Below are 16,789 nucleotides of genomic sequence, written 5' to 3'. Positions count from 1 at the left end.
TATGTATATACATATTTACGCAGAAGGAAAGGGGAAGGCGATGAGCAGGCTGGGAAATTCCTCCGAGGAAGCTGCGCAGGGGGCAGGGACAACGCTCTGGCGCAACGCCAGGCTCGCGACGCTTTCGCCTGACATGGCCGGTCTCGGCATCGTCGGGAATGGGGTCCTCGCGGTTCGCGGCGGCCGCATCGCCTATGCCGGCGCGGCGGATGGGCTTCCGTCACATTTTCCGCGCGATGCGTCCGAGGTCGATTGCGAAGGGCGCTGGATCACGCCGGCGCTGATCGACTGCCACACCCATCTGGTCTACGGCGGCGATCGCGCGCTCGAATTCGAGATGCGGCTTGCCGGTGCATCGTATGAGGAAATCGCCCGCGCCGGCGGCGGCATCATCTCCTCGGTCAAGGCGACCAACGGACTTTCTGAGGATGCGCTGGTGGAACAGGCGCTGCCAAGGCTGGATACGCTTCTGAGCGAGGGTGTCTCCACGGTCGAGATCAAGTCCGGTTATGGCCTCAACGTCGAGGCCGAGCTGAAGATGCTGCGGGCCGCACGGCGGCTTGCCGACCTCCGCCCCGTGCGGATCGTGACGAGCTGGCTTGCCGCACATGCCGTTCCGCCGGAATACAAGGGCCGGAGCGCTGCCTATCTCGATGACGTGGTGCTGCCCGGTCTGGAGGCGGCGTCCGAACAGGGTCTCGTCGATGCCGTCGACGGCTTCTGCGAGAACATCGCCTTTTCGGTCGATGAGATGCGGACCGTCTTCGACAAGGCGAAGGAACTCGGCCTGCCGATGAAGCTGCATGCCGAGCAGCTTTCCAATCTCGGCGGCGCCAGGCTTGCCGCATCCTGCGGCGCGTTGTCCGCCGATCACCTGGAATATCTCGACGAAGAAGGCGCGAAAGCGATGGCGGAGGCGGGCACGGTTGCCGTTCTTCTCCCCGGCGCCTTCTATACGTTGCGCGAAAAGCAGGCGCCGCCGGTTGCGGCCCTTCGCGAAACCGGCGCGCATATCGCGATTGCCACGGACAGCAATCCCGGCACGTCGCCGCTGACCTCCCTGCTCCTGACGATGAACATGTCGGCGACGCTCTTCGGGCTGACGGTCGAGGAATGCCTGGCCGGCACGACACGCGAGGCTGCGAGAGCGCTCGGCCTGCTCGCCGAGACCGGCACGCTGGAGGCCGGAAAATCGGCCGACTTCGCGATCTGGAACATCGAGCGGCCGGCCGAGCTCGTCTACCGCATCGGTTTCAACCCTCTTCACAGCCGTGTCTTCAAAGGCCAGCAGGTATCCGCATGACGATCATTCTACACCCGGGCAAAGTTCCGCTTGCCGACCTTGCCGAGATCTACTGGAGCAACGGATCGGCGAGGCTTGACCCGTCTTCCGACGGCGCCATCGACAGGGGGGCGGCGCGCATCGCCGAAATCGCCGCCGGAAATGAGCCGGTCTACGGCATCAATACCGGTTTCGGCAAGCTCGCCTCGATCAGGATCGACGCCGCCGACGTCGCGACGCTGCAGCGCAATCTCATCCTCTCGCATTGCTGCGGCGTCGGCGCGCCGCTTCCGGAAAACGTGGTGCGCCTCGTCATGGCGCTGAAGCTCATCTCGCTCGGCCGCGGCGCTTCCGGTGTGCGCATCGAGCTGGTGCGGCTGATCGAGGCCATGCTGGAGAAGGGCGTCATTCCCGTCATTCCGGAAAAGGGCTCCGTCGGCGCATCCGGCGATCTCGCGCCGCTCGCCCATATGGCAGCCGTCATGATGGGCGAGGGCGAGGCCTTCTTCCAGGGCGAGCAGATGGCGGCCAGGCAGGCACTTGCGGCGGCGGGGCTGGAGCCGGTCGTGCTTGCCGCGAAAGAAGGGCTGGCGCTGATCAACGGCACGCAGACCTCCACCGCGCTGGCGCTTGCCGGGCTGTTCCGCGCCCACCGCGCCGCCCAGTCCGCGCTGGTGACTGGCGCGATGTCCACAGACGCGGCCATGGGCTCCTCGGCGCCGTTCCATCCCGATATTCATGCCCTTCGTGGCCACAAGGGGCAGATCGATGCCGGTGCGGCGCTGCGCCGGCTTCTTGAAGGTTCGGAAATCCGCATGAGCCATATCCAGGGCGACGAGCGCGTGCAGGACCCCTATTGCATCCGCTGTCAGCCGCAGGTGGACGGAGCCTGCCTCGACCTCTTGCGTTCGGTCGCGAGAACGCTCGAGATCGAGGCCAATGCCGTCACCGACAATCCGCTGGTGCTGTCGGACAACGAGGTGGTGTCCGGCGGCAACTTCCATGCCGAGCCGGTGGCCTTTGCCGCCGATCAGACGGCGCTTGCCGTCTGCGAGATCGGCGCGATCGCCCAGCGCCGTGTCGCATTGCTCGTCGATCCGGCGCTCTCCTACGGCTTGCCGGCCTTTCTTGCGAAGAAGCCCGGGCTGAATTCCGGGCTGATGATCGCCGAGGTGACGTCGGCTGCGCTGATGAGCGAGAACAAGCAGCTTTCGCATCCGGCCTCCGTCGATTCCACGCCGACCTCCGCGAACCAGGAGGATCACGTATCCATGGCCTGCCATGGCGCCCGCCGTCTCCTGCAGATGACCGACAATCTCTTCTCGATCATCGGCATCGAGGCGCTGGCCGCCGCCCAGGGCGTCGAGTTGCGCGGCCCCCTGAAGACCAGTTCGGAACTGCAGAAAGCGCTGGCGACAGTCCGGGCCGCGGTGCCCTCGCTGGAGGAGGATCGCTACATGGCGCCCGACCTCAAGGCCGCTAGCGAGCTTGTGGCCTCGGGCGCGCTCGCCGCGGCAATCTCTCCGGGCATCCTACCGGTGCTGGAGGTATGATGATGACGTGCGTGTGGATACCCCCCTCTGCCCTGCCGGGCATCTCCCCCTCAAGGGGGGAGATCGGCAAGCGGCAGCGTCGATCCATCTCCCTCTCCGCTCGACATTTCCGTTTTCGTGAACGGTTGTTGTTTGCGGTCCGAGCTGGCGTCAGGTCGATCTCCCCCCTTGAGGGGGAGATGCCCGGCAGGGCAGAGGGGGGTGCAGGATGAACCCGCCGGTCTTCGAAACCCGCAGGGGCACGTCTCCCGTCATCCTCGCTTTTCCGCATACGGGCACTGAAGTCCCGGCAGCGGTATGGGACCGGCTGAACGGCAACGGCCGGATGCTTGCCGACACCGATTGGCATATCCACGAGCTCTACGCGGGGCTTCTCGACGATGCGACGACGGTGCGCGCCACGTTTCATCGCTACGTCATCGACGCCAATCGTGATCCCGAGGGCGTAAGCCTCTATCCCGGACAGAACACGACCGGCCTCGTTCCGGAGACCGATTTCGACGGTAAGGCGATCTGGAAGGATGGCGCCGAACCTGCCGCTACGGACATTGCGGAGCGGTTGAGCGCGTTTCACGCTCCCTATCATGCGGCCCTCCGGGCCGAGATCGAGCGGGTCAAGGCGATACACGGCATTGCCATTCTTTATGACTGCCATTCGATCCGCTCGCATATCCCCTTCCTCTTCGAAGGCAGGCTGCCGGATTTCAACATCGGTACGGATGGCGGCCGCACCTGCGACCCGGCGATCGAAAAGGCCGTCGTGGACGTGACGGGCGCCGCCACGGGTTACGCCAGTATCCTCAACGGCCGCTTCAAGGGCGGCTGGACCACGCGCCATTACGGGCGACCCGAAGAGGGGGTGCACGCCATTCAGATGGAGCTCTCCCAGGCCTCGCATCTCGTCACCGAAGCGTCTCCTTTCGCCTATGACCCGCCGAAGGCCGAACGCCTGCGGACCCACCTCAAGGACATTCTCGTGCGCATCGAACGGATCGCGTCCGAGCTCAAGAAGACAAGCCGGAGCAAACCATGATCAATCCGCGTCACAACATCCGTGAAGTCCGTGCGCCGCGGGGGCCGGAACTCAATGCCAAAAGCTGGATGACCGAAGCGCCGCTGCGCATGCTGATGAACAATCTCGATCCGGATGTGGCCGAGAACCCGCATGAACTCGTCGTCTATGGCGGCATCGGCCGCGCGGCGCGCACCTGGAACGACTTCGACACGATCGCCGCGACGCTGAGGACGCTGAATGAGGACGAGACGCTGCTGGTGCAGTCCGGCAAGCCGGTCGGCGTGTTCCGCACGCACAGGGATGCTCCGCGCGTGCTGATCGCCAATTCCAACCTCGTGCCGCATTGGGCGACCTGGGACCACTTCAATGAGCTCGATAAGAAAGGTCTTGCCATGTACGGCCAGATGACGGCCGGCTCGTGGATCTATATCGGCACGCAGGGCATCGTGCAGGGCACCTATGAGACCTTCGTGGAAGCCGGGCGCCAGCATTATGGCGGCAATCTCAAGGGCAAATGGATATTGACGGGCGGTCTCGGCGGCATGGGCGGCGCGCAGCCGCTCGCCGCCGTCATGGCCGGCGCCTGCTGCCTTGCCGTCGAATGCGACGAGACCCGCATCGATTTCCGCCTGCGCACCCGCTATGTCGATGAAAAGGCGAAAACCTTGGACGAGGCTCTGGCGCTGATCGATCAGTGGACGAAGGCGGGCGAGGCGAAATCCGTCGGCTTGCTCGGCAACGCGGCCGAGATCTTCCCGGAGCTGGTGGCCCGCATGAAGGCCGGCGGTCCGCGGCCGGATATCGTCACCGACCAGACTTCCGCGCACGATCCGCTGAACGGTTATCTGCCCGTCGGCTGGACGGTGGAGGAGGCAAGGGCCAAGCGCGAAAGCGATCCGAAAACGGTCGAAGCCGCCGCTCGTGCTTCGATGAAGCGCCATGTCGAGGCCATGGTCGCCTTCTGGGATGCGGGCGTGCCGACGCTCGACTACGGCAACAACATCCGCCAGGTCGCCAAGGACGAGGGGCTGGAGAATGCCTTCGCCTTCCCCGGTTTCGTGCCGGCCTATATCCGACCGCTCTTCTGCCGCGGCATCGGCCCCTTCCGCTGGGCGGCCCTTTCCGGCGATCCCGAGGATATCTTCAGGACCGATGCCAAGGTGAAGGAACTGCTTCCCGACAACAAGCACCTGCACAACTGGCTGGACATGGCGAGGGATCGTATCTCCTTCCAGGGGCTGCCGGCGCGCATCTGCTGGGTGGGGCTGGGCGATCGCCACAAGCTCGGCCTCGCCTTCAACGAAATGGTCCGCAACGGCGAATTGAAGGCGCCGATCGTCATCGGCCGCGACCATCTCGACAGCGGTTCGGTCGCCTCGCCGAACCGCGAGACCGAAGCGATGAAGGACGGTTCGGACGCCGTCTCCGACTGGCCGCTGCTCAATGCGCTGCTGAACACGGCATCCGGCGCGACCTGGGTATCCCTGCATCATGGCGGCGGGGTCGGCATGGGATATTCCCAGCATTCCGGCATGGTGATCTGCTGCGACGGCTCCGAAGATGCCGACCGCCGCATCGGCCGCGTGCTCTGGAACGACCCGGCGACCGGCGTCATGCGCCACGCGGATGCCGGCTACGACATCGCGCTCGATTGCGCCAGGGAGAAGGGCTTGCGCCTGCCGGGCATCCTCGGGAACTGACGCCGTGCGCATCCTCCGTTCCGTGGACTACAAGCGCATGCCGTGGAAGAACGGCAGCGGCCAGACGACGGAGATCGCCGTCTTTCCGCCGGGTGCTACGGTCAACGACTTCGACTGGCGCATCAGCATGGCGACGGTCGGGGAAGATGGGCCTTTCTCCATCTTTCCGGGCGTCGATCGCACCCTGAGCGTGTTGAGCGGCGAGGGGATCGAGCTGACGATTTCGGAAAAGCCGTCCATTGCCCTCGTTCGAGGCTCCGAGCCCTGCCGCTTCGCGGCGGACGCACCGACAGGCGCTCGCCTCATCGGCGGCCCGATCACCGATCTCAACGTGATGACGAGGCGCGGCCGGTTCACCCACAAGGTCACGCACCGGATATGTCAAGGCCAGGTGCAGCTGACACCGGGCGGCGCGGTCAGTCTGGTCGTGACGACCGATCGCTGCAGGCTGAACGGCAAGAGCAATGCACTCGCCCCGCTCGATACGGTCCTGCTGGAACCGGGCGACGGCACTGCGACCTTCCACTCGGATAGCATGACGACCCTGTTCGTCATCAGGATCGAAACGTTCGCTTTATGATCCGTCGTGCTTCAGGGCGATGAGGGATTGTCCCCCCGGGGCTAGACTGCCTGCCGCTTGTCAAAGTTCGTTGAAGAATTTGGTAAGCCGGTTCATGGCCTCGTCGATGCGCTCGATGCTTTCGGAGCCGAAGCAGACGCGCAGGTGGCCTTCGCCTATGCCGCCGTAAAAACTGCCTGCCTCGACCACGACCCCCGTCCGTTCGAGAATGAGATCGGCGGCTTCCTGGGATTTCAGGCCGGTGCCGCGAATGTCGGGAAAGGCGTAGATCGTGCCTTCGGGCCGGGCGCAGATGACGCCCGGCATCTGGTTCAGCCGCGCCACCACCAGATCGCGCTTGCGGCGGTCGTCCTCGACCATGGCATCGAGGATCGAGGCCGGGCCGGTCACGGCCGCGAGCGCGCCATGCTGAATGAAGGTGTTGACGTGGGTGACCTCGGTGGACGTGATCTTCATGAGGCCCGGGATGAGGCTTGCGTCGGCGGCGATATAACCCAGCCGCCAGCCGTCCATCGCGTAAGCCTTGGTGAAGGCATACATGCCGACGGTGCGCTCTTTCATGCCCGGCAGCGAGGCGATGCTGACATGCTCGGCGCCGTCGAACAGGATCTGTTCGTAGACTTCGTCGGACAGCACCGCGAGATCGTGCTCGATCGCCAGATCGGCGACGATCTGCAGCTCCTCGCGGGAGTAGACGCGGCCCGTCGGATTGACCGGATTGACGAGCACGATCATCCGGGTCGCCTTGGTGATCTTCGCCTCGATCAGGTCGCGGCGGATGCGGAAGCCGCTCTCCCTGTCGAGAGGTGCGATGACCGCCTTGCCGCCGGCCATTTCGATCTTGCCGAGATGCTGCGGATAATAGGGTTCGAGCAGGATCGCCTCGTCGCCGTCGTCGATCAGCGCCATGAAGGCGGCGAAGGATGCCTGCGTCAGGCCGTTGGTGACGATGATCTCGTTCGCCGAAATATCGGTGCGATTGTAGTCGCGCAGCTTTGCGGCCAAGGCCGAACGCAATTCCGGCAGACCCTGCAGATCGCTGTAATGCACCTCGCCGCGCCTCAGCGCCGCGATGGTCGCTTGCTTGATATGCTCCGGCGTGTCGTGGAACGGCCGGCCGAGCTCCAGATGGATGAGGTCGCGCCCTTCGCCCGCCATCGCGGCCGCCTTGGCATACATGCCGAAGCTCTTCTTGGAGGTTTCAGTGACGCGGCGGGCTAAACGGACCATCGGTTCCTCGTATGTCTTCTCTTTTATCCGCCCTTGAAGTGAGCATTTGATCAAATCTGCGGATGTTCTATTGTGGCGGGAGCGGCAGATCAAGGAGATTTCAATGCAGCGCGATATGGATGCACAATTCAGTCTCGATCACGTGCCCGGGCTTCCGGCGATTTTCGAGCGCCGCCGGCAGTTGGCGGATGCGGCTTTGACGCGCTACACGGTCCATCGCAAGGTCTCCTATGCCGATTTGCCGGACCACACGCTGAACATCTTCCCGCCCGAGGGCGCGAGAGGGCCGGCGCCCGTCCAGTTCTTCATCCATGGCGGCTTCTGGCGTTCGCTGGACGCCGATCTTTTCAGCTTTCTCGCGGATGGGTTCGTGCCGTTCGGTGCGATGCTGGTGGTGATCGACTATCCGTTGATGCCGGCGACTCGCATGGCCGGCGTGGTCGAGGCCTGCCGGAACGCCTTGGCCTGGACGCATGAAAATTGCGCCCGATACGGCGGCGATCCCGACCGGTTGTTCATCTCCGGCAATTCCGCCGGCGGGCATCTGGTGGCCGAACTCGCCGACCGATCGTCTCTCTCGAAAGCCGGGTTGCCCGAAGACGCCGTCAAGGGCGTAACGGCGATCAGCGGCATCTACGATCTCGAACCGGTGACGCGCTCCTTCCAGGACGATTCGCTCGACCTGACGGCGGACGAGGTGGCAGCCTTCAGCCCGCTCAACCGGGTTTATGACCTGGCCGCGCCGCTGATCGTTACGCTTGGCGACGACGAGACGGAGGAATTCCACCGCCAGTCCGAACTGTTCATGCGCCATTGCCATCAGGATCGCTTTCCGGTCTCGCTTCTGAAAGTGCCCCGCACCAACCACATCACCGTTCTCAGCGAAGCGCTCGCCGAGCCGGGGAACGTCCTCAATCAGGCTGTTCGCCGCCAGATGGGCATGCCGGCCTGAATACGCGCGGCGGCACTGCGCCGCCGCGCGAATTGTCGAACCGCCGCCTACTTGTCGATCTCGGCGATCGCGTCGGCGACGCGGGTCTTGTCCCACTTGTCCACCACGGTCAGCTTGCCGTCACTGCCGACGCCCCAGATGAGATAGGGGCCGGTGACGTCGCCGAACTGATCGAAGGAGATCGGGCCGGTTGCGCCCTCGTAGCGGATCGGCTTGCCGGCCTTGATCAGTTCCTTGGCCTTCTTGAAGCCGTCCGGACCGGGATGGATAACCTCGCCGTCGCCGGTGGTGATGGCACGGATGTTGTCGCGGATCGCGGTGCCGTCCGGCTTGCCGGCCTTCTCCATGGCGAGCAGGGCGACTGCCGCAGCGTCGTACATGGTGTGCAGGCCGGGGCCGTTCGGGGCCGAGCCGAATTTTGCCGCCCAGGCCTTGTTGAAGGCGTCCACGGACGGGCCTTCCGTCTGGGCGTTGTCGATGCCTTCCGCCTTGGCGAGATATTGGGCGCCGACCGATTTCACGAACTCGTCCGCGCGCAGCGAGTTGCTGAGCAGGAGATTCTGCGAACCGCCGAAGGAGATCCACTCGCGAAGAGCCGTCGCGCCGTCGGCCGGGAAGGCGATCAGGAAGAGCGAGTCCGGATCGCCCTGCATCGCGGCATTGACCTCGGCCCGGTAGGACGCCTGTTCCTGGTTATACGGCGTCACGCTGCTCACCGTGCCGCCGACTTTTTCGAACGCGGCCTTGAAGGAGCGGGCGAGCGAGACGCCGTAGTCCGAGTTCACGTGGATGACGGCGATCTTCTTGTAGCCCTTGGTCTTGGCGATGTTCGCCATGACGACGCCCTGGGGCCGGTCGGTCGGCAGCGTGCGGAACCAGTAGCCGCCGGTGCCGCCGTCGCGGGCAAGCTGGGTGAAGGTCGGCGCCGACGAGCAGCAGGAGATCTGCACGACCTTGCCCGGCACGCTGACCGAGGTCAGGATCGGCATGGTGACGCCGGACTGGATGGCGCCGAGGATGACCGGCGCCTTCTCGATCTCCACCAGGGTCTTGGCGGCATCGACGCCGACATTCGGCGAGCCCTGGTCGTCGCGAAGGATATATTTCACGTTGCAGCCGGCAACCCCGCCGGCTTCGTTGAACTGGTCGACGGCAAGCTGGCCGGCATCGCCGATCGCCTTGCCGATCGCCGCCATGGAGCCGGTGATCGATAGCACCGATCCGACGGGGATTTCGCAGGACTGAGCGGCTGCGGGCAGCGCGCTTGCCATGAGGTCGAGGCCGAAGGCGCCCGACAAAAGAAGATGTTTCGTCATGTCTGTTCCCTTTTTCTTATGCGGCGGTTGATGATGGTTTATGCGCTGTTCTTGTGATTGCCCTGCGGTCGGACATCAGTCCCCGGATCAGGAAGAAGGACGGTGCAACCCGTGCGATCGGCCGGAAAGGCACGGCGTCCGCCGGCATCAGCGGAACGGCCAATTGATCAAGCGGTACCGCGCCGAGGACGGCATCCGCCAGCACGTCGCCGAACATGGTCGTCATGGCGACACCCCGTCCGTTGCAACCCGTCGCGCCGATGAAGTTGGGGCCGAATTCGCAGATATGCGGCAGGAAATCCGTGGTGACCGCGGCTGTTCCGCGCCAGACGTAATCCGTTCGCGGGACGGACGGCAGGTTGAGCTCGAAGGCGAGGCGCTCGGCAATGGTACGGGCCATCCGTTGTTCGGCGCTTACAGGAAGTATCGCCATGCCGCCGGAAATCAGCCGGTTGTCGCGGGTCAGCCGGTAGGTGAAGATGTTGGCGCGAGTATCCGACACCGGCTCCCGGCGCGGCGAGAAGCGCTGGATCAAGGCGGCGTCGAGCGGCTCGGTCGCGATCTGGTAGACCTGGAGCGGTATGACGGTTTTGCCGAGGCGTGCGGCAGCGCCGGTTTCGAAGGCATTGGTGCAGAGAAGGATGTGCCCGGCGCTGACGGAACCTGCGGGCGTCACGACGCGCCAGCCGCCGGCATCCTTTTCCACGCCCGTCGCCGGCGACTGCTCGAAGACCTGAGCCCCGGCCGCAACGGCTGCCCGCGCGAGCGTCCGCGCATAGGCGACCGGATTGATCGTGCCGCCGGAACGGTCGGACAGCGCGCCGTGATAGATCGGCATGCCCGTGCGCTCGCGGGTTTCGCGCCCATCGATCCATTCCACGGGCCGGCCGAAGAGCTGCCAGGCCTCGACACGCTTCTTCAAGGCTTCCGCCATCTCGGCGGAATGAGCGGGCTGCAGCCAGCCGGTGCGCTGCGCGTCTTCCAGCCCATATTGCCTGGCTATCTCGAACACCCGGTCGCCGCCCTGGGCGACGAGCCGCAGCAGCCTGTGCCCCTTTTCCTCGCCCAGCTTCGCGATCACGTAGGCCGGGTCCGCCTTGGAGAAGTTCGGCACCACGAAGCCGGCATTGCGGCCGCTTGCACCGAAAGCGATCGCCTGCCCCTCGACGAGCGCGACCGAAGCGCCGCGTTCGGAGAGCCTGAGGGCGGCACTCAGTCCGGTAAACCCGCCGCCGACAACGGCGACGTCCGCCGTGAGATCGCCTTCAAGCTTCGGATAATCGGTGATCTCCGTCGTCGCATGCCAGAAGGTGGGCGGATTGGGGTTCGGCATGTCTACCTCGCATGCCGGGAAACGGATTGGGCTTCGCCGATCAGCCCGCGGGGCCGGAAAAGCAGTGTCAGCACGATGAGAAGGCCGATGATGATGACCTGGATCGCGCCGCCCTGGCTTTGGTAATGGACCGGCAGCAGGCGGCTGATCGCAAAGCCGCTCATGGTCCAGAGCGCCCAGACGCCCACCGCGCCGACGATCGCGCCGCGATTGTTGCCGCTCCCGCCGACGATCAGCATCGCCCAGATCTGGAAGGTGAGGAGCGGCAGGAAGTCGAGCGGGCTGACATAGCCGATGAAGCCGACATAGAGCCCGCCGGCCAGCCCCATCAGCGTCGAGCCGAGCACGAAGGCCTGCAGCCGTACCAGCGCCGGGTTCTTGCCGAGCGAAGCGGCGGCGGTCTCGTCCTCGCGGATGGCTTTGAGCAGGCGGCCCCAGGGCGATTGCAGCGCGACCTGGAGGCCGGCAAAGACGATCGCCGTTATCGTGCCGACCAGGCAGAGGTAGAAGAGATTGTAGGCTCCCGGCGTGCCGAAGGTGGAAAACAGCGGCCGTGGAATGCCGGTGAGCCCCTGCGCGCCGCCGGTCAGCGCATCGAAGTTCAGACCGACGAGCTGGATGCTGATCGCGATGCCGAAGGTGGAAATAGCAAGATACTCTTCCCGCAGCCGGAGCGTCGCGAGCCCGACGAGAAGGGCTGCGAGTGCCGCAAGGATCATGCCCCCGACGACGCCGGCCGGAAAGGGCAGGGCAAAGCCGCCGATCAGCTCCGGCCGGTCGGGACCGGTCAGGATCGCGGTGCCATAGGCGCCGATCGCGAAGAATCCGACGACGCCGGCATTGAAGAGCCCGGTATAGCCCCACTGCAGGTTCAGCCCCATCACCACGATCGAATAGGTGAGCGCGACGATCAGGAAGAAGACGAGATAGGCGAGATAGCCGCTCATTTCGCACCTCCGCGAAGGGCGCCGAAGATGCCGTTCGGCCGGACGTAGAGAACCGCGAGCAGGATGAAGAAGGGCACCGCCATCTTGTAGCCGGCCGGAACGAAAAGGACGGAGAGGGATTCCGCCAGTCCCACGATCAGGCCGCCGATGACGGCACCAAAGACATTGCCCACCCCGCCGAGGATCGCGGCGGCGAAGAGCGGCAGCAGAAGCTGGAAGCCGATCTCGGGCCGGAGTTGTACCGTCAACCCGTAGAGCACGCCGGAGACGGCGGCCAGCGCCGCGCCGATCACCCAGGTCCAGCGGACGACGACGCGGGTGTCGATGCCGTTGATGCGGACGAGATCCGGATTTTCGGCAAGCGCCCGCATCGAGAGCCCGAGCCGGGTCTTCTGCAGAAAAAGGTGCAGCGCGACAACGATCGCCAGGGTGAGGCCCAGCGTGAAGACATGGTCCGGCATGACGCGAAGCCCCGGCATCACCCGGATCGCGATCTGCAATTCGTTCGAATAATATGCCGCGCTGCCGCCGAAGATCAGCAGGATCACCATGCGCACCAGGAGCGATACGCCGAAGGAAGCGAAAACCACCGTCATGTGGCTGGTGTGGCTGCGCAGGGGCCGGAAGACGAGATGGTCTATCAGGAGCGCCAGCGCCGCCGTCAGCACCACGGCGATCAGGGTCGCGAAGACGAGCGGCAGGCCGAAGGAGAAGGGGGAGATCGGCCCGGCGAAGGTGCCGGTGAGCGCGAGCGCGCCGAGCGCCATGTAGGCGCCCCAGGTGATGAGTTCCGCATGGGCGAAGTTCGCAAAGCGCAGGATGCCCATGGTGAGCGTCAGACCGATCGCGCCGAGCGCGATGATCGATCCGGTAAGAATGCCGTCCGCGAGAGCCTGAAGCATCAGCGTTTGCGACCTCCGGCGCCGAGATAGATGGCGGCGACTTCCGTGTCGCCAGCGAGTTTGGCCGAATCCCCGTCGATGCGGTTGCGGCCCTCCGCAAGCACATAGGTGCGGTCGGATATGGCGAGCGCCGCCTTGACGTTCTGTTCGACCATCAGAATGGAGACCCCGGTCGCAATCAGCGTCTTGAGGCGCGAAAAGACTTCGCTCACCATCAGGGGAGAGAGGCCGGCGCTCGGCTCGTCGAGCATCAGCAGACGCGGTTCGGTGAGCAGCGCGCGGGCGACGGCCAGCATCTGCCGCTGCCCGCCGGACAGGACTTTCGCCTTCTGACCCCGATACTGCGTGAGCGCCGGGAAATCCTCGTAGGCTTTGGCGATGCGGCGTCCGGCATCGGCCTTGGATAGCGTCGAGGCGCCGAGCTTCAGGTTTTCGTCGATCGTCAGGCTGGTGAACACGTTCGCCGTCTGCGGCACGTATGCGATCGAGGCTGTCGCGAGCTTGTGGGTGAGGAGATTGGTGACTTCCGTGCCTTCGACGGCGACCGATCCCGCCGAGATCGGCACGAGGCCGGCGATCGCCTTGACGAGCGTCGACTTGCCGGCGCCGTTCGGACCGATGACGGTCACCATTTCCGCCGTGCCGACATGCAGCGACACGCCATGCAGGATCGGCAGGTCCGGACGGTAGCCGGCGACAACGTCGCGGACTTCGAGGAGGAGAGGGCTCATGCCGCGGCCCCTCCGAGATAGGCGTCGACGACCATACGGTCGGCGCGGACCTGTTCCGGCAGGCCCTCGGCGATGACTTTGCCTGCAGCCATGACGACCACCTTGTCGCAGAGCGACATGATGAAATCCATGTTGTGCTCGATGATCAGGAAGGTCATGCCGCGCTTGTTCAGTTCGACGATCCGGTCGACGATCGTGTCGAGCAGCGCGGGATTGACGCCGGCGCCGGGCTCGTCGAGCAGGATGATCCTCGGATCGGCCATCAGCGCGCGGGCGAGTTCCACCAGCTTTTGCTGCCCGCCGGAAATGGCCCCCGCAAGCTGTTTCTCGACGGGAGAGAGCCCGCAGAATTCGATGATGGCGCGGGCCTTTTCGAGGTTCGCCTTTTCTTCTCGGGCGACGAGACCCGGCCGGAACCACGTGTTCCAGAAGCGCTCGCCATGCTGTCTTGCCGGGACGAGCATGACGTTTTCCAGCACGGTCATGCCTGCGAATGGACGGGGGATCTGAAAGGTCCGGGCGAGACCCCTGGAAAACACCTTGTAGGGGGGAAGCCCGTCGATGCGCTCGGCATCGAGCATGATCTCGCCACTGTCGACCGCAAGCTCGCCGGCGATGGCGTTGAAGAGCGTCGTCTTGCCGGCACCGTTCGGGCCGATCAGGCCTGTGATCCGGCCCGGTTCCGCCGTGAAGGACACATCATCGACCGCGCGCACGGCGCTGAAGCTGCGCACGGCGTTCCTGATGTCCAGACGGCCCGATATCCGCCTGCCGGCAAGCGGCAAGGGCTCCTTGGTCATTCACGTTCCCCGTTATGGTTGTTGACTGGGGAGCTTAGTCGTGATCATGTGATCAAACAAGATGGATGGAGCGAAAAATTCATGTCGGATGCACGCTGGACGATCAACTCAGGTTCGCGTTTCGAGGAAATGGCGGGCTATTCCCGCGCCGTCGTGCAGGATCCGTGGGTGTTCGTGTCCGGTACGGCCGGTTATGACTTTGCGAACGGAGGCACGATTTCCAGTGACGCGGCCGAGCAGGCGCGCCAGTCCCTGAAGACGATTTCCGAGACGTTGCAGAAGGCCGGGTCGTCGCTTTCGGATATCGTGCGGGTCCGGGTCTATCTGGCGAGCCGCGACGATGTCATGGCCGTCTCCAAGGTCCTGGGCGAAACCTTCTCCGATCCGCGCCCCACCAACACGACGATCATCTGCGGCTTTGCCATGGAGGAGATGAAGGTGGAGCTGGAAGTCACCGCCCTGAAACGCGGCTGACCGGCCTCCATTGCCGCCTGATCGCGTCCTTCGCCGGAGGAGGGCAACGGTTTCCGTGGAACATGCTGGACGCCCTCGGGTTCGGTAGCCGAGACCTACCAACGAGGTGCACCATGACCAGACTGATCTCCGCTGCCGTCCTGTCAATTCTTCTTGCCGTCGGCAGCGCATCCGCGCAGTCGACCGGCGGCACGTCCGGAAATACGGCCGGCGGCGCGACGGGCGCGACGACGGGTCCGGGCAACACCAACAATACCGGCGGATCGACGGCCGGAACGGGCGGGCAACTCGATCAGGGAACGACAGGCAGCGTCCCCGGCCAAAAAACCCAGCCGCCGAACAAGTGCGATCCCGATGAGGCTGCCAAGGACGGCGCTGCGGCCAATCAGAACAATGCTTCCGCGGGCTGCGTGAAATAGAATTCGCTCGCGCTTCGGCTTCTTCAGGCTCAGTTGAGCTGCGCGCTCTTCAGCGCGGCCTCGAATTTTTCGCGCGCTTCGTCCGGCGTCTTCCTGCCGTCAAGAGCGGCGAGAATGGTGCTCTCCGCGACTGCGAATTCGCGGTCCTTGATGTTCGGCCAGCCGGACATCATGAACTTGTGAGCCTCCAACGGCCCGAAAATCAGATTGTCGCCGACCAGAACCGGCTTGTCCCATCGTACGGAAAGCATGGTTTTCCTCCCGATAGAGCAAGGTAGAGCGGCAGGCCCGGAAGGCAACCTGTTTAAGGCGCGAGGGATCGGGTCGATGCGAACCTCGGCCGATTGGAACGTAAAGGGTGCTGACCGGTTATCCGGAAGCACGCGATCTGCTTCAGTGGGAAGAAATGCTCAAGGTCGGAATTCTGACATTCCATCGCTGCATAAACTACGGCTCCTACTGGCAGGCGCGCTGCCTTGCCGAAGGCCTCGCTTCCATGGGGGTTGAAGCCGTTCTACTGGAACACGCATCCGATCGCGTGAACCGAGCGGAATGGCGCTGCGCCCTGCAGCCGCTGCTTCCTGCCCCAACGCCGGCGGAAGATTACCCGCTCTACAGGGCGAAGATCCGCAAGTTCTTCGGATCGTTTGCCGCCCTGCCGCTTTCCTCTCCGTTTTCGCTGGAGGACCCCGCGGCGATGGACGATTACCCGCTGGTCATCGTCGGCAGCGACGAGGTCTGGAACCTCCGGCATCCCTGGTATGGCGGATACCCGTTGTTCTACGGCGAAGGCCTGCGATGCGGGCGGCTCGCATCCTATGCGGCGACCTTCGGAAATCTCGCGTCTTCGGAACGGCTGGAAGGCTGGGCGGAGAAGCTGCGCGGGTTCTCCCACATTTCGGTCCGTGACCTCAATTCCGGGCGGCTCATCCGCGACACGCTGGGTTTCGAGCCGGAACTGGTTCTGGACCCGTGCCTCCAGTTTCCGGAAGCGATAGTTGCCGATACCGACGGCGGGCGGGAGCCCGACTATGCTGCCGTCTATGGACACAGCTTTCCCGCCTGGTTCCGGAATGCCGTGCGGGATTGGGCGAAAGATCGGGGCTATCCGCTCGTCAGCATCGGCTACCGGAATGATTGGGCCGACGCGCAATGGATCGACGCCGGACCGGAAGAGTTCGCGGGCTTCATTGCCGGAGCAAGGGCGGTCGTGACGAACTTCTTTCATGGATGCGTCTTTTCGCTTGTAAACGGCAAGCCGTTTGCAGGCGTCCTGTCCGACTACCGGTCCAGCAAGATCCGCGACCTGACGCTGACGGTCGGAGCCGGTCGTCACGTCATGACCGAAGATATGGAGCCATCGCACCTGGACGTCATTCTCGATAATCCCCTTCCAGCGGCCGTTTCGCAGCGGATCTCTTCCCTGCGCCATGCCTCCAGCGCCTACCTCAGCCATGTCCTGCAATAGCTCCGCTCGACAGGACCGCCTCGCGGCAGGCACAGCACCCGGGGATATCGTCAAATCCGGCCTCTGCATCGGCTGCGGCGCCTGCGC

The 16,789-nt window shown here is 64.5% G+C and carries 17 protein-coding genes; 9 read left to right on the top strand and 8 right to left on the bottom strand.

Annotated features, from left to right (window positions below; genetic code table 11):
- Positions 1–40: 40 nt before the first annotated feature.
- The 5 genes from hutI to QTA58_RS05790 all read left to right on the top strand — a co-directional run bounded on the left by hutI (position 41) and on the right by QTA58_RS05790 (position 6,130).
- Positions 41–1,303, top strand: a complete 1,263-nt coding sequence (gene hutI, locus QTA58_RS05810) for an imidazolonepropionase (RefSeq protein ID WP_289672057.1) — start codon at positions 41–43, stop codon at positions 1,301–1,303.
- Positions 1,300–2,835 carry a histidine ammonia-lyase gene (gene hutH / locus QTA58_RS05805; protein WP_289672056.1) on the top strand — a complete coding sequence of 512 codons (1,536 nt, stop codon included), beginning with the start codon at positions 1,300–1,302 and terminating at the stop codon, positions 2,833–2,835. The genes hutI and hutH overlap by 4 nt, the downstream gene beginning before the upstream one ends.
- Positions 2,836–3,043: 208 nt before the next feature.
- Positions 3,044–3,868: an N-formylglutamate deformylase gene (gene hutG / locus QTA58_RS05800; RefSeq protein WP_289672055.1), complete on the top strand. Its 825-nt coding sequence runs from the start codon at positions 3,044–3,046 to the stop codon at positions 3,866–3,868.
- The gene (gene hutU / locus QTA58_RS05795) at positions 3,865–5,550 is read left to right on the top strand and encodes a urocanate hydratase (protein ID WP_289672054.1); all 1,686 of its coding nucleotides are present in this window, start codon (positions 3,865–3,867) and stop codon (positions 5,548–5,550) included. The genes hutG and hutU overlap by 4 nt, the downstream gene beginning before the upstream one ends.
- A gap of 4 nt (positions 5,551–5,554) precedes the next feature.
- Complete coding sequence (locus tag QTA58_RS05790; protein WP_289672053.1) at positions 5,555–6,130, top strand: HutD family protein; 576 nt, start codon at positions 5,555–5,557, stop codon at positions 6,128–6,130.
- Between the two features lie 60 nt (positions 6,131–6,190).
- Here the strand turns inward: QTA58_RS05790 and QTA58_RS05785 are convergent, their stop codons facing one another.
- Positions 6,191–7,360, bottom strand: a complete 1,170-nt coding sequence (locus tag QTA58_RS05785; RefSeq protein ID WP_289672052.1) for a pyridoxal phosphate-dependent aminotransferase — start codon at positions 7,358–7,360, stop codon at positions 6,191–6,193.
- Between the two features lie 103 nt (positions 7,361–7,463).
- Here QTA58_RS05785 and QTA58_RS05780 point away from each other — a divergent pair, with 103 nt between their 5' ends.
- Entirely contained in the window at positions 7,464–8,312 is an 849-nt protein-coding gene (locus tag QTA58_RS05780; RefSeq protein WP_289672051.1) for an alpha/beta hydrolase, read from the top strand.
- Positions 8,313–8,359: 47 nt separating this feature from the next.
- Here the strand turns inward: QTA58_RS05780 and QTA58_RS05775 are convergent, their stop codons facing one another.
- Genes QTA58_RS05775 through QTA58_RS05750 form a run of 6 tightly spaced genes read right to left on the bottom strand, consistent with a single transcriptional unit; the run spans position 8,360 to position 14,341 of the window.
- Positions 8,360–9,628, bottom strand: coding sequence for an ABC transporter substrate-binding protein (locus QTA58_RS05775; RefSeq protein ID WP_289672050.1), 1,269 nt, complete (start codon positions 9,626–9,628; stop codon positions 8,360–8,362).
- Positions 9,629–9,644: 16 nt separating this feature from the next.
- Entirely contained in the window at positions 9,645–10,961 is a 1,317-nt protein-coding gene (locus QTA58_RS05770) for an FAD-dependent oxidoreductase (protein WP_289672049.1), read from the bottom strand.
- A 2-nt stretch (positions 10,962–10,963) separates the two neighbouring features.
- A complete protein-coding gene (locus QTA58_RS05765) occupies positions 10,964–11,908 on the bottom strand; it encodes a branched-chain amino acid ABC transporter permease (RefSeq protein WP_289672048.1) in 945 nt (314 codons plus the stop codon).
- Entirely contained in the window at positions 11,905–12,813 is a 909-nt protein-coding gene (locus tag QTA58_RS05760; protein ID WP_289673035.1) for a branched-chain amino acid ABC transporter permease, read from the bottom strand. Before QTA58_RS05760 ends, QTA58_RS05765 begins: the two co-directional genes overlap by 4 nt.
- On the bottom strand, positions 12,810–13,541 hold the full coding sequence (locus QTA58_RS05755; RefSeq protein ID WP_289672047.1) for an ABC transporter ATP-binding protein: 732 nt from the start codon (positions 13,539–13,541) through the stop codon (positions 12,810–12,812). The genes QTA58_RS05760 and QTA58_RS05755 overlap by 4 nt, the downstream gene beginning before the upstream one ends.
- A complete protein-coding gene (locus QTA58_RS05750) occupies positions 13,538–14,341 on the bottom strand; it encodes an ABC transporter ATP-binding protein (RefSeq protein WP_289672046.1) in 804 nt (267 codons plus the stop codon). Before QTA58_RS05750 ends, QTA58_RS05755 begins: the two co-directional genes overlap by 4 nt.
- An 81-nt stretch (positions 14,342–14,422) precedes the next feature.
- Here QTA58_RS05750 and QTA58_RS05745 point away from each other — a divergent pair, with 81 nt between their 5' ends.
- Together QTA58_RS05745 and QTA58_RS05740 are read left to right on the top strand one after the other, a co-directional pair.
- Positions 14,423–14,815, top strand: coding sequence for a RidA family protein (locus QTA58_RS05745; protein ID WP_085422201.1), 393 nt, complete (start codon positions 14,423–14,425; stop codon positions 14,813–14,815).
- A 113-nt stretch (positions 14,816–14,928) separates the two neighbouring features.
- A complete protein-coding gene (locus QTA58_RS05740) occupies positions 14,929–15,234 on the top strand; it encodes a hypothetical protein (protein ID WP_289672045.1) in 306 nt (101 codons plus the stop codon).
- Positions 15,235–15,263: 29 nt separating this feature from the next.
- Here QTA58_RS05740 and QTA58_RS05735 read toward each other — a convergent pair whose 3' ends face one another.
- Positions 15,264–15,485, bottom strand: coding sequence for a DUF982 domain-containing protein (locus tag QTA58_RS05735; RefSeq protein ID WP_085422203.1), 222 nt, complete (start codon positions 15,483–15,485; stop codon positions 15,264–15,266).
- A gap of 155 nt (positions 15,486–15,640) precedes the next feature.
- Between QTA58_RS05735 and QTA58_RS05730 the strand changes: the two genes are divergently transcribed.
- A complete protein-coding gene (locus QTA58_RS05730; protein WP_289673033.1) occupies positions 15,641–16,702 on the top strand; it encodes a polysaccharide pyruvyl transferase family protein in 1,062 nt (353 codons plus the stop codon).
- Positions 16,703–16,789 lie beyond the last annotated feature (87 nt).

This window comes from Neorhizobium sp. CSC1952, from assembly GCF_030378245.1.
GTDB lineage: Bacteria > Pseudomonadota > Alphaproteobacteria > Rhizobiales > Rhizobiaceae > Neorhizobium > Neorhizobium oryzae_A.
The sequence above is the reverse complement of the archived record's forward strand: the minus strand, read 5'-3'. Positions and strand labels throughout refer to the sequence as shown.

What these genes read in the sequence shown, in the direction of transcription:
- hutG (WP_289672055.1), top strand. Translation starts at nt 3,044, where the DNA reads ATGAACCCGCCGGTCTTCGAAACCCGCAGGGGCACGTCTCCCGTCATC.
- QTA58_RS05730 (WP_289673033.1), top strand. Translation starts at nt 15,641, where the DNA reads ATGCTCAAGGTCGGAATTCTGACATTCCATCGCTGCATAAACTACGGC.
- hutU (WP_289672054.1), top strand. Translation starts at nt 3,865, where the DNA reads ATGATCAATCCGCGTCACAACATCCGTGAAGTCCGTGCGCCGCGGGGG.
- QTA58_RS05745 (WP_085422201.1), top strand. Translation starts at nt 14,423, where the DNA reads ATGTCGGATGCACGCTGGACGATCAACTCAGGTTCGCGTTTCGAGGAA.
- QTA58_RS05735 (WP_085422203.1), bottom strand. Translation starts at nt 15,485, where the DNA reads ATGCTTTCCGTACGATGGGACAAGCCGGTTCTGGTCGGCGACAATCTG.
- QTA58_RS05765 (WP_289672048.1), bottom strand. Translation starts at nt 11,908, where the DNA reads ATGAGCGGCTATCTCGCCTATCTCGTCTTCTTCCTGATCGTCGCGCTC.
- QTA58_RS05770 (WP_289672049.1), bottom strand. Translation starts at nt 10,961, where the DNA reads ATGCCGAACCCCAATCCGCCCACCTTCTGGCATGCGACGACGGAGATC.
- hutI (WP_289672057.1), top strand. Translation starts at nt 41, where the DNA reads ATGAGCAGGCTGGGAAATTCCTCCGAGGAAGCTGCGCAGGGGGCAGGG.
- QTA58_RS05740 (WP_289672045.1), top strand. Translation starts at nt 14,929, where the DNA reads ATGACCAGACTGATCTCCGCTGCCGTCCTGTCAATTCTTCTTGCCGTC.
- QTA58_RS05775 (WP_289672050.1), bottom strand. Translation starts at nt 9,628, where the DNA reads ATGACGAAACATCTTCTTTTGTCGGGCGCCTTCGGCCTCGACCTCATG.
- QTA58_RS05780 (WP_289672051.1), top strand. Translation starts at nt 7,464, where the DNA reads ATGCAGCGCGATATGGATGCACAATTCAGTCTCGATCACGTGCCCGGG.
- QTA58_RS05785 (WP_289672052.1), bottom strand. Translation starts at nt 7,360, where the DNA reads ATGGTCCGTTTAGCCCGCCGCGTCACTGAAACCTCCAAGAAGAGCTTC.
- hutH (WP_289672056.1), top strand. Translation starts at nt 1,300, where the DNA reads ATGACGATCATTCTACACCCGGGCAAAGTTCCGCTTGCCGACCTTGCC.
- QTA58_RS05755 (WP_289672047.1), bottom strand. Translation starts at nt 13,541, where the DNA reads ATGAGCCCTCTCCTCCTCGAAGTCCGCGACGTTGTCGCCGGCTACCGT.
- QTA58_RS05750 (WP_289672046.1), bottom strand. Translation starts at nt 14,341, where the DNA reads ATGACCAAGGAGCCCTTGCCGCTTGCCGGCAGGCGGATATCGGGCCGT.